We start from the raw sequence: 12,011 nt of genomic DNA on the forward strand, positions 1-12,011 counted from the left end.
TTCCTTTACACTCAAACAAAAGAGATTTCTTTCCATACATTTCTATATCTTCCTATATTTATTCTACTAACAATACAAATATTGTCCATTTTTATTTTATACACAAAACAAAAATACATATTTATCGTTTTACCGACAAAACAAAAACCATTCTACCCTAAAGTTTGTATGTCTAAAAAATAATACAATACAGTGCAGGAATCCGAAGAAACCTGCACCATATAAATAAAAATCAGGAATCAGCTTTGCGCTTCTTCACTTCTTCCACGAGCTTTGTAAAAGATTTATCCCTTTTACGTTTCTCATGTTCGGAAGCGGCAAAATACCAGGCTTCCCGCTTTAGTTTCAGATAGCTTTCATACACTTTTGTATCCAACAGGCCCTTGTCGACCGCTTCCAGCACGGCACAACCAGGTTCATTGGTATGTGTACAATCCTTGAAGCGACACGATTCTGCATAACTGGAAATTTCCAGCATTTCAGCAAGTGAATCGGGATTATCTACAGCCAATCCAAATTCACGGATCCCCGGAGTGTCTATTAAAACACCAGAACCGTCCATCAAGACCATCTCCCGGCGGGTGGAAGTATGCCTTCCTTTCCCCGTGGACTGGCTTATATCCGATGTCAGCAGCACCGATCTTTCACAAAGTGCATTAACAAGAGAACTCTTTCCCACACCCGACGAACCGACAAACACCACCGTTTCGCCTTCCGATATGGATTCCCGTAACCGAGAAACTGTCTCAGAATGATGGATACTAGTGAAAAACACCAGCATCCTGCTGGCAAGATGTTTGATCGCCTCTTCTACTACCTGTCTATCAAAAGGCAGATCAGATTTATTGAGTATCAATACAGGATCGATACCTTCTTCCAGTATCTGAACCATGAAACGTTCGACCCTGCGGATATTGAAATTATCATCGAGGCTCTGCACAATAAACGCCTTATCCACATACGATGCAATCGCCTGTTTCTCGGCAACTGTCCCACTTTTCTTACGGTACAATGTCCGTTCACGGGGCAGCATATCGACGATAATCCCTTTACTATCGTCGAAAGGTTGAAACAGAACCCAATCGCCTGTACAAGGCAGTTCAAAGTCAGTTCTTCCATACATCATATTTCCCGTCAACTCGCATTGGAATAATCCGTCTTCGGAAATAACCTCATAACAGGTGCGATGCACGACGGCTATCCGTCCGTGAGATAACGTATTATATGCCGATTCTTGTTTCAGTTGGTTCAACCTGTCATTCCAACCATACATATCCAAACAGATCATAGCGTTATCTTTTTAGCGATATAAAACACATAGCCGTAGAATCCTTTGTACTTACGGTATAATTCCTCTTCATGATGTGACATCGCGACAAGTTCTTCGGCTGTTTTATTTCCCGGATATTTGGCTAGAAACTTTTCCCGTGCTTTAACCAAAGGCGCAAAATAATGCTCTGTCCAGCAAGTCTCAGGCAAAATAAAAGAAGCGACAGGAAGATATCCGGCCTTTTGTATCAGCGCTACCTGATTGGGAATGGTATCTATTTCCGGATAAGCCTCCATCCAAAAATCATGGATCTCTGCCGGACGTTCTTCGGTAAACCATGTGCTTTCGGAAACAGCGATATATCCTCCTGTTTTCAGATATTTACGCCATTCGTTCAGTCCGCGTTCAAAGCCGATATTATAAATAGCTCCTTCCGACCAGATCAGGTCTAATTCACCTTCTCCAAAAGGAAGGTTATCCATTGAACCGACAATTCCTTCCACTCTATCCTGAAGATTCAGTTTCCTGGCATTGTCGTTGAACCGGTCGATGAATCCCGGAAAAAAGTCGAGACCTGTAATATGTCCCGGTGCATGCTGTGCCAATGTCATTGTCTGTCCGCCTGTACCGCAACCCAAATCGGCAATAAGAGACCGATCGGTCAGGTTGTCTATAAAACTCAATGCTTTAAGGGTCACTTCAGGACTTCCGGGTCCCTGACGTTCTGTGTTTAAAAAATATTCGCAGATTAAATTAAAATCGAATTCGTGAATTGTTTTATTTTCGTTACTCATTTTCTTTATGTATATAGCATACCCGTGAAAGCATAACAATGCCGTCATCATTGTACACTGATTAAAATTGAATTAATACAATAGAAATTACACCCGAGCAGAATTACCCGAGAATAAACGAAAGGACAACCTGTACAAGGAATACAGATTGTTTACTACACCAAATCCGATTTAAATAGGTTGTTTAACATGTGGCAAAGGTACATAATATTTTACAGGGAAGCACACTTTGCTTATTTTTTATCCATAAATTCCTCATATAAAGCCACTGCGCCATAATGCCACAGTTTAGAACTTTCTTTTTCCAAGGCCTTGTAAGTGTTGGAATGATAAAATTTTTGTATAGCTTCTATTATTGAACCTCCATGCTCTTTCACATACATCTGCGCTAAAAGGCTTACCTTAGAAGGTAACAACAAATAAAGGTTTTTATCTGTGATTTCTCTGTTCATTTTAATACCTCCTCCGCTTCTAAAAAAATTAAATAAGATAATGCACTCTCCGTATGAAACAACAACTGATCCACCAACAGATAAGTCTTTAATTCCTGAATTAATTCTTGTTTATTAAGCAAACCTCCCTCATATAAAGCAAAAGCGGCATAAACACGATCATTTGCAACAGGCCCATATACCACATCATAGTCATGACGAAAATTCCTGTCTGTCCGATTAGCCATTACAAAGTCCAGCCACTCTTCTGTAGGCTCTGTAAAACGTAATGTTTTCAACTTTTTCACAGAGGATAAATCAAACTCATAAATATTGATAAAACCTTTATTACTTTTTCCTCCGATTTTACGCTTCACCCACAGTTCTGCCTGTTCTCCGGAAGTTGTGGTATAAAACCCCATACCATAATCCAGCGTACGATTGGCCAGTCGTATTTGTGGCTTCTCTACTATTTCCAAACTCCCGTGGTATAGCTTCATTGCATTTCCTCCTTTTGCTTTGCGATATAATCATCTATCTCTTCTATCAACCATTGTCTGCCTTGTGTATGCAATACCTCAAAATTATCTGATAAATACGGTAATACATTATATTTCTCAAATAAGTTCATGGTATCTTCACCGGACAAACGTCGTTCCATTTTATATTGTTCGATACAAAACGAAAGGAAATAGGCTATATCTAATTCTCTTTTATCCATAATAAGTCACAAAATTTGATCCATAACTATCCAAACCACAAAGCGATTCATAGTAGAATATATACACAAAGATAGTGTTTCTCTTTATTTTATAGAATAAACAGATTCTAAATATGCGGAAACTCCACCACAAACACAGTCCCTTCACCCGGATAAGAATGAACGTAGATATTTCCTTTGTGGAGGAAAACGATCTTTTGAACTAACGCCATCCCTATTCCATTGCCAACAGCATAGTTACGGTTACTGCCACGGTGAAAGGCGGTAAAAAGATGTTCCATATCCTCTGCGGGGATTCCGATGCCTGAATCAGAAAAGCGGAGGATGGATTTTTCTTCATAGAAAGATATCTGCACTGAGGAAGTCTTGTCATCGGAAAATTTACAGTTGTTCTCCATCAAGTTAACAAAGGCAGTTTTCAATAGATAAGCATTCCCGGAGACGGTAATCATGGCATCATCGTCGGTCTCTTCTTCAAAAAGCAGATTGACCTTATACTCCTTATTGGCTTTCAGAACCAGTTCGCGGGCATCGAGCAACAATTCGTCCAGACGTACCTCTTCCATACTGATCTGCTCCGGCTGATAACTGGCACGGGCCAGATTAAGCAAGCCCTCAGACAATTTCACCACCTTATCCGCATCCGTCAAAGCCTCTTCCACCGCTTTCCGATAGGCTTCACCGGAACGCTCCTTGAGAAGCGTAACCTCCAGACCACCGATCAAGGCTGCCATAGGTGTACGAAGTTCGTGGGAGACATTACTGACAAACATTTTCTGCGCATCGAACGACTGCTCCAATCGGTCGAGCGTATGGTTGAAGGTCACAGCCAACTCTCCCAATTCGTCTTTTTCGTCCGCTACCGGAACTCTTTCGTCCAGATTGGATGCCGTTATCTTCTCCACCTTCCTGACGATATTCGAGACGGGCGACAAAGCACTTCGCGACAGAAAATACCCCACAACAGCCAGTACCGCCAACCCGACACCCCATAATATCAACAGGATATTCCGTAAAGCATCGAGCTTCGCATAGCCATAACCGTCAAATGCAGCAGCCGTGATAACATAGTCTTTCCCCTCAAAGGGATACAAAAGTCCGACCACCTGATAATCTCCTTCAAAGAATTCGATGGATTTCTTTTCGACAATACGTCGGATCATTTCCGGAGTTTCTTTCACCCGGTCTATCTCTTTGGCATCATGATAGAGTAAGTTGAAATCCGGTTCGTAAACAGCCACCTCCACCTCATCGATAAACTCCCGGTTATTCATGTAAATGGATTGCATGGTAGCGGCATCGACCTTATGTTGCAGAAATAGATTAGCTTTCGTAATCCCCTCCTTTTTCAGGTCACGATAGAAAACACTTTTCCGGTTACTTTCCGACAAGAACCAGATCATTCCCATCAGGAACAGGAAGACAGTAGCTGTGACTGCCGTATAACGGATCGTCAGTTTAGTCCTGATTTTCATCGGTACGCAGTATAAAACCCATACCTGGCTTAGTATGGATCAGTTTAACAGGAAAATCACGGTCGACTTTCTTTCGGAGATAATTGATATAGACATCGATAAAATTAGTCCCCGTATCGAAATGAGTGTTCCAAACCTTATCGGCTATCTCTGCACGCGGCAGGACACGCTCCGGATTCTCCATCATATAAGCCAGCAAATTAAACTCTTTAGGTGTCAGTTTTATCTCACGTCCATCGCGAAAGACAGACTTACCGGACAGATCGATACGAAGATCGGCATAGTTTAACTCCTGGGGTTGTGTAGTTTGCGAAGCGACAACTTTTCTTTTCAGCAGCACCCTGATACGGGCATCTAGTTCGCGGAAATCGAAAGGTTTAACCATATAATCGTCTGCCCCGGCATCGAAGCCGTCCAGCTTGTCGTCGGTTGTGCCCAAAGCAGTAAGCATCAGAACGGGGATATCCGGATTCAGTTGCCGCACCTCTTTCGTCAGCTCAAAGCCGTTCATCTTCGGCAGGATAATATCAGATATCACCAGATCAAACCCCGAAGCCCTAAAAAGACGCAACCCCATCTCCCCGTCAAAAGCCACCGACACCTGATAGCCGGAATCTTCCAGACCTACCTTCAGGAGCTCCGCTACACGCTGTTCATCTTCTACTACCAGTATTCTTGTCATGGGAAAAGGCTTTTACAAATTACAGTGAATGATATCTGCAAATATAATCATTAATTATAAATCAGGCATCACCCCTCTCGGGTATGCATCTATCCCATACAAAGATGAAAACATCATTCTTCCGACAAACTGAACTCCTTATTAGAAAATAATTCGGCCAATCCCGATATCTGCTTCAAACGCAATATTTCATCTTTATCCATTCCTATATTACGTTGTATCCAAGCATCGGACATACCACATTTGGAAAGTTCGGAGACTATATGACTCATCAACTCGATATTATGGGTGCCGCGTGCCCTGTTATGGCGGATCGTCGATGCCATTCTATTGGACAGATCTTTTTCTATGACAGTAACGGGAAGCATTCCGTGTTCACGTTCATATATACGTTTCGACGTTTTCATGACCATATAACGGTGATAACCGTCAACCAATTCATACATATCTTTCTCCGGTACGTAATAGCATACGCAAGGTGAGGTGAAGCCATCTTCCCAGATGGAGACTTCCAGTAATTGCATTTCCGGGGGAGCAACCACATTGGGGTTATAGCTGTTAGCCATTACTTTTTCAACCGGAACAGGTCTTACTTTGTAGACAGGGCTAGTATATTCCTCCATATAATTCAGAGTTATAAAGTTGTAAAATATTTTCCTTTTGTTTTCTCTCATGAATATTCAATGAGAATCCCATATATTTACAATAGTAATCGTTTTTCAGAATACAGATACAAACCCGTTTATAGGTCGGCAGTTCCTTAAATTCCGGAATATCGATATCATCCAGATATTCCATACGGACTGGTTTCTTTTTTGTCTTATAATTCGTACTGTCTTCCACCCGGATAGGGATCCCAATCTGTTGCAGTTTCTCGATCGTTTCCTCAGCAAGGCATCCTCCTTTATCCCGCCAGAATTTTATGCTGACAGACAACTTCTGTAAATAACCGTTACGCGTCTTCTCAGGCAATGTTTTTAACAGGAATTCCATATAAGACTTCCAGGTCATTCCTTTAGGCAACTTGACCGATTGCCATCCCAAAGCGGAAGTGCCGCCATATAATCCGGCAAAACCGACACCGTTGACCCGTCCGATCATCTTTCCCCACATATCGGGATCTATCGCCCGGTATAGTTTCAGGCTAGCCAGCGCCTGGGAAATAAAAGGACTTGCCACCCGCTGTTTTTCAAGAGGCACTCCGGCTTGATAATACAGGTCATACAAATGATTATAATCCCATTGAAACTTACCGTTGGCAATCCATATATCTTTCGTTTTCCAATCAAAGATAGGATAAGCGTTATAGACACGAGGCATTACCTGATGAACCCATTTCAACCGCCGATAGGTCTGTACCTTACTTTTTATATGGATAGCCCTCCATCTATTGAAGCTCTCCTGAGTACGTATCCCGATCAAACAGCAAGTTCTTCCAGCCTGTTTTTTCTCATGCAGCCATCCTGCAAACAACAACTGAAACTGATAATCCCACATATCTTCATTATAGAATGGAAAATCTTCAGCTTTCAAAGAGTTTTCAGGCATTTTGTTTACCCAGATATTTTGCTGTAGCTTATCCCAGGGACGCCAATAGTTCTGGAACATCGAGGTACAGGTCGGTACTTTGAAGGGAACACAAACTCTATATATTTCCAGAATATCCGCATTAGAAGCCAGTGTCCGGTCTACATAAGATGTCGTTTCCTGGTACTGCACCTCATAATCCATATGAAATACCCCCAGTTTTCGCTTCAACCGGTGTTCACGTATATAGTCGATACACAAATTCAACAGCACACCGCTGTCTTTACCTCCGGAAAAGGAGACATATATATTATCGAAGTCGGAAAATATCTTATCCAACCGCGCTTGTACTGCTTCGTAAACATTTATCTTTTCTCTCATCATCGCATCTATATTCCATTTTAATATATAGTTTCCACTTTTGAGTTACAAAAAAATGATTTGAAGCAAAAATATCTTCATGCCGGATATGAACGACAGCCCGTATGATTGAAGTGTTTTTGAAATGCTCCAGAACAGCATCGATCAGGGATGACATCGTTTTATTGTCCTCCCCTCTCACATAATAGTTATTGATAACTACACAGGTACTTTTGATCTCAACAGGTATAAAGCCTGTAACCATGTCTCCTTCAATGGCGACGAACCATAAATAGTGTTTAGAAGTTTTGAATGGGTAATTATTATTTTGCCGCAGCACGCTACAGTTCATCACCAGTGGAGCGACCAGTTCGTATAGCCTCGGGGCAATTCCGGATAATACTTCTATACTCATATTCCAAAGAGACTAGGACAACAAAAATCTTTTGAAATACAAAATTAAACAAAATACTGTTCCAGGTTCATTATTTGCGAATATTTTAACTTTAAATAGCGAGCTTCACCCTTTAATTTTCAAAAGTAGCAGAAAATAAAATGTATTACCATCCCGACTAGATACATCACAAAAAGTTTGTCATTCGGGACAACAAGATCATCCTACCTTTTGTTATTCAATTAGAAAAACGAAAGATCATGAGAAAAGCATTCTTCAATTTCACATGGAGCATCGGTTTCTTCTATTTTCAGAATCCGCTTATTGGCTTCTTGAATATCATATTGCTCGATATCTTCGTGATTAATTACACCTTGAAAAGTTATCCCGTCAACAAAGTTAGTTCACTACTCTTCATTCCCTATCTAATATGGCTACTGTTCGCTACTTATTTGAATGGGTATATTTTGATGTATAATTGATTAGCAAGAACCCAGATAAAAGGACCCTTATTTATATTGTTCTTCGATCAACTTCTTCAAAGTCTCTTTACTTGGCAATATAGTCTGATATTTACTTGCAAAAATTTGATTATTTTCTTTTGGAAGAGTAATTTCGACCATCGCATCACTCTTATCAGCACACAAAAGAATGCCAATAGTAGGACTTTCATCTTCTAATTTGACAAAACGATCATAATAATTGACATACATCTGCATTTGTCCCAAATCCTGATGTTTCAGCATTCCTCGTTTTAGGTCAATTAAAACAAAAGCGCGAAGTAAACGATTATAAAAGACAAGATCCACCCGGAAATGTTGTTCATCAAAAGTGAAACGAACTTGCCTTCCAACAAAAGTAAAACCTTTTCCCAATTCCAACAAAAATATTTGCAAATTATCAATAAGTCGTTGTTCCAATTCACTTTCATTATATTGGGGAAGTTCCGGTAATCCAATAAACTCTAAAACATACGGATCTTTTATAACATCTTGCGGATTCTCTATAAGTTGTCCTTTCTCAGACAAGGATTGCACGGCCTCTTTATCACGACTCAAAACCAAACGTTCATAAAGAGAAGAATCATATTGCCGCTCTAGTTCACGCAGGCTCCAATTATTATTTATTGCTTCTATTTCATAGAAATTACGTTCTTCCGGATTAGTTATACGCATTAGTTTTAGATAATGAGACCAACTAAGTGAAAAATTAAACTCATGAGTTACAATCTGATTATTTTCAGATTTTCTAGACAGTGTCTGGAAAATTCGAGAAGAGTACATCTTGTAAAGTTGTCTCATATTTGCAAGGTTCTGTGGAGAAAATCCTTTTCCAAATCTGGCTGTCAAATGAATAGATAGATTTTCTAATAGTTTTTTACCATATTCAGCTCTTTCCTCTCCGTTCTGCTCTTCTTCTACGATCACTCTTCCTATCTCAAAATAGGTATAGACCATAGTTGTATTAACAGCAGAAACCACCCGCTTACGAGCTTCCGTTATCAATGTTTCTATGCGTTCAACCAATGAGTTATTACCTGAAAGCTCTTGAATAAAATAAGTGTCGGTTTTCATGCTAAGATTTTTTAATTAAATATATATTACCCCCATCAATCCAAATTATAAAGTTTCAACTTATTATACAACGTTTTCCGATCGATTCCCAATAGTTGGGCGGCACGGGTTTTATTGTTGCCGGATTCCTGGAGGGCACGTTTGATCAATTCGCTTTCGTGAGCTTCGTCTTTCAGGAGGATGCGAGTGTCTTTTGCGGGGGCATCCGTTAGTTCTTCAGGAAGTTCATGCCGCGTAATGTAACGTCCTGTAGCCAGAAGTGTTGCATATTTGATGACATTCTTCATCTGACGCAGGTTTCCCGGCCATGAATAAGACTGAAAAAGTCGGATCGTCTCGTTATCGAAACCGATAATATCTTTCTGTAGTTCCGCATTTGCCTGATCAAGGAAATTATTAGCAAAAAGCAATAAGTCCTCTTTACGTTCTTTCAGGTCCGGAATACGAACCGTAAATTCGTTGATACGGTGATAAAGGTCTTCGCGAAAATCACCTTTCTCTATTGCAGTACGCAGATTCTCATTCGTTGCCGAAATTAACCGTACATTAATAGCTATTTCATCGTTCGTTCCGATCGGTTTTATTTTACGTTCCTGCAGGGCACGAAGCAACTGTACTTGTACCTCATAAGTCAGGTTACCTATTTCATCCAGAAAAATCGTACCGCCTTGTGCCGCTACAAATGCACCGGTTTTATTGTCTATCGCCCCGGTAAACGAACCTTTCACATGGCCGAAAAACTCGGATGCAGCCAAATCTTTCGGGATAGCACCGCAATCTACAGCGATAAACGGCGCTTTACTACGGTTACTCTGCTCGTGAATACGACGGGCAATATATTCTTTTCCAGTACCACTCGCCCCCGTTATCAACACGGACATATCCGTCGGAGCTACCAGACGCACATGGTCGAATAACTGTCGGGCAGCAGGACTTTGACCTTCAATATAAGTATTACTCTCCGATGATTTTGCAGTCGGACGATGTTCTGCCGGTACCGTTTTTATCAATTCACGTATCTTTCCCAATAATTCTTCCGGATTCAACGGTTTGGCTATATAGTCAGAAGCACCCAGCTTGATTGCCTGGACAGCCGTTTGTATTTCTGCATAGCTTGTCATCATGATCAGCGGCAAAGAGGTCCGTTTCTCTTTTACCCATTTCAACAGATCAATCCCGTCGCCATCCGGTAAACGCAAATCGGACAGGATAAGATCGTAACCTCCGTTTTCTATCTGACGCTTTGCATCTGAAACAGAGCTAAATGTTTTTACTTCGAAGCCCTTTTTACCCAACCAGGTCTTTAGCATCAAAGAAAAAGTTATATCATCTTCTACTATAAGAATCGACGGCATACATTATTAGATTAAAACCTCTGACAAAGATATATATTTTAACGGAAAATCAGGAACAAATCCAAGTCGCTTTACGCCATGCTCCTTCGAACGGCCCCTGTTTATGATTCTTTAACCACCAATGACAGAAGCCTAACTGAAGGATGAACAACAACACTCCTACTCCGAAACTGGCAGTGACACCCAGGTATTTATACAATCCCAGACCATAACCGAAATAGATAAACGAACCTATGATCGACTGGCTCAGATAATTAGTCAAGCTCATCTTTCCATAAGGAACTAATCCATATAAAATTTCATGGGAAGTTGCCTGTTGCCACAGAAAAACAAAGACAGAAACCAGAACACACATGAATGAAAAGTTACGGAAAGAGGATACAATCGTATTCATCGGAGTAAGCATGCTCCTGTTCGTCAATAAATCCGGCAACGACAAAGACAAATAATACAGAGGGATGAAACAAATAAGACCGATCAAGAAGGTTCGTTGCCAAAAAGTACGGTGTTCCGCAAGATTCACAAACAACTGTTTACGTCCGATCAACATACCCAACATGAACAAAGACGCAGTCTGGAAAAAGCGTCCGTAGCTCCAGCCCCATAGAACGCTGAACAGTTGGCCATCCCATAAATTCGATTTGACCATCTCCCAGAAATCAAGCTGGCTGAGGAATGGATACATTTTTCTGTGATGCACCAGCCATTGCTCGGCCGAAGCCATATAATCAGGATGCAGCATTGCATAAAAGAATTTACCCCATTCCACAGGCTGAAGCATCAGGATAACGGCAGCAATTAATACAGCACGATCACTCCAGCGGCAAACAAGAATGAGTACGACACCGATTATTGCATAAAGGACAAGTATATCTCCCGGAAAGAAAGCCCCGTTGAAGCAACCTATAACAAACAATAAACAGAGCCGCCACAGAAAACGCAAACGGAAATCCTTGCCTTTCCTGGCTTGGTTATTATACTGAATAAAAAAGCTGAACCCGAACAATAAAGAGAAGATCGCATAGGCCTTCCCTCCAAAAAGGAAAAACAGCGTGTCCCAGACTCCTTTATCTAGGCTTTTCATAAAATCAGAAGTGACTTCCGGAAATTCGTAGAAATTAAAATGTTCGATATTATGTAAAAACATAATCGCCATAACGGCGAATCCTCTTAATGCGTCAACAACTTCAATGCGTGGTGACTTGAGTGGCATTTCGTGCTCCATGGTAAAATAGGTCTTTTTTAATATTGGGCACGAATTTAACAAATAAACCTAACCAAACAAAAAAAGCATCCCCAACAGATGCCTTTTTTGTTTCGCAGACTTAAATAGAATACTCAGAAATAATCTTTCTTTGTTTTAAACGGCTTAAATGTAGAAACGTCCACTTACGATTCTGTAAATATGAATGCGAATACCGTGCCAGA

At 40.8% G+C, this 12,011-nt stretch carries 13 protein-coding genes and 1 pseudogene; 1 reads left to right on the top strand and 13 read right to left on the bottom strand.

From position 1 onward, the window contains the following. Positions 1 to 232: 232 nt before the first annotated feature. From rsgA to DXD68_RS03170, 10 genes are all read right to left on the bottom strand, one after another. Positions 233 to 1,288: a ribosome small subunit-dependent GTPase A gene (rsgA, locus tag DXD68_RS03125; protein WP_122360247.1), complete on the bottom strand. Its 1,056-nt coding sequence runs from the start codon at positions 1,286 to 1,288 to the stop codon at positions 233 to 235. Next, the gene (locus DXD68_RS03130; RefSeq protein WP_122360248.1) at positions 1,285 to 2,064 is read right to left on the bottom strand and encodes a class I SAM-dependent methyltransferase; all 780 of its coding nucleotides are present in this window, start codon (positions 2,062 to 2,064) and stop codon (positions 1,285 to 1,287) included. Before DXD68_RS03130 ends, rsgA begins: the two co-directional genes overlap by 4 nt. A gap of 233 nt (positions 2,065 to 2,297) precedes the next feature. Further along, complete coding sequence (locus DXD68_RS03135) at positions 2,298 to 2,516, bottom strand: hypothetical protein (protein WP_122360249.1); 219 nt, start codon at positions 2,514 to 2,516, stop codon at positions 2,298 to 2,300. Beyond that, complete coding sequence (locus DXD68_RS03140) at positions 2,513 to 2,974, bottom strand: DUF3990 domain-containing protein (protein ID WP_233576975.1); 462 nt, start codon at positions 2,972 to 2,974, stop codon at positions 2,513 to 2,515. The genes DXD68_RS03135 and DXD68_RS03140 overlap by 4 nt, the downstream gene beginning before the upstream one ends. Before the next feature lie 17 nt (positions 2,975 to 2,991). Continuing rightward, positions 2,992 to 3,216 (bottom strand): DUF3791 domain-containing protein, encoded by a 225-nt coding sequence (locus DXD68_RS03145; RefSeq protein ID WP_122360251.1) that lies wholly within the window; start codon positions 3,214 to 3,216, stop codon positions 2,992 to 2,994. Between the two features lie 107 nt (positions 3,217 to 3,323). Beyond that, on the bottom strand, positions 3,324 to 4,691 hold the full coding sequence (locus DXD68_RS03150; RefSeq protein ID WP_122351459.1) for an ATP-binding protein: 1,368 nt from the start codon (positions 4,689 to 4,691) through the stop codon (positions 3,324 to 3,326). Next, positions 4,675 to 5,373 carry a response regulator transcription factor gene (locus DXD68_RS03155; protein WP_122360252.1) on the bottom strand — a complete coding sequence of 233 codons (699 nt, stop codon included), beginning with the start codon at positions 5,371 to 5,373 and terminating at the stop codon, positions 4,675 to 4,677. The genes DXD68_RS03150 and DXD68_RS03155 overlap by 17 nt, the downstream gene beginning before the upstream one ends. A gap of 113 nt (positions 5,374 to 5,486) precedes the next feature. Beyond that, a complete protein-coding gene (locus DXD68_RS03160; protein WP_122360253.1) occupies positions 5,487 to 5,996 on the bottom strand; it encodes an IbrB-like domain-containing protein in 510 nt (169 codons plus the stop codon). Continuing rightward, positions 5,980 to 7,284, bottom strand: coding sequence for a DUF3440 domain-containing protein (locus DXD68_RS03165; protein ID WP_122360254.1), 1,305 nt, complete (start codon positions 7,282 to 7,284; stop codon positions 5,980 to 5,982). Before DXD68_RS03165 ends, DXD68_RS03160 begins: the two co-directional genes overlap by 17 nt. Next, complete coding sequence (locus DXD68_RS03170; RefSeq protein ID WP_122360255.1) at positions 7,232 to 7,675, bottom strand: hypothetical protein; 444 nt, start codon at positions 7,673 to 7,675, stop codon at positions 7,232 to 7,234. Before DXD68_RS03170 ends, DXD68_RS03165 begins: the two co-directional genes overlap by 53 nt. Positions 7,676 to 7,851: 176 nt before the next feature. Between DXD68_RS03170 and DXD68_RS03175 the strand changes: the two are divergent. Further along, positions 7,852 to 8,136: pseudogene (locus tag DXD68_RS03175) on the top strand (TspO/MBR family protein); the annotation flags it as partial. Between the two features lie 27 nt (positions 8,137 to 8,163). Here DXD68_RS03175 and DXD68_RS03180 read toward each other — a convergent pair. Genes DXD68_RS03180 through DXD68_RS03190 form a run of 3 tightly spaced genes read right to left on the bottom strand, consistent with a single transcriptional unit; the run spans position 8,164 to position 11,808 of the window. After that, on the bottom strand, positions 8,164 to 9,228 hold the full coding sequence (locus tag DXD68_RS03180) for a YhcG family protein (protein WP_122360256.1): 1,065 nt from the start codon (positions 9,226 to 9,228) through the stop codon (positions 8,164 to 8,166). Positions 9,229 to 9,263: 35 nt separating this feature from the next. Beyond that, complete coding sequence (locus DXD68_RS03185; RefSeq protein ID WP_122360257.1) at positions 9,264 to 10,583, bottom strand: sigma-54-dependent transcriptional regulator; 1,320 nt, start codon at positions 10,581 to 10,583, stop codon at positions 9,264 to 9,266. A gap of 49 nt (positions 10,584 to 10,632) precedes the next feature. Next, positions 10,633 to 11,808 carry a DUF418 domain-containing protein gene (locus DXD68_RS03190; protein WP_122360258.1) on the bottom strand — a complete coding sequence of 392 codons (1,176 nt, stop codon included), beginning with the start codon at positions 11,806 to 11,808 and terminating at the stop codon, positions 10,633 to 10,635. Positions 11,809 to 12,011: the final 203 nt, after the last annotated feature.

The sequence above is a fragment of the Parabacteroides sp. TM07-1AC genome, assembly GCF_003480915.1.
Lineage (GTDB): Bacteria > Bacteroidota > Bacteroidia > Bacteroidales > Tannerellaceae > Parabacteroides > Parabacteroides chongii.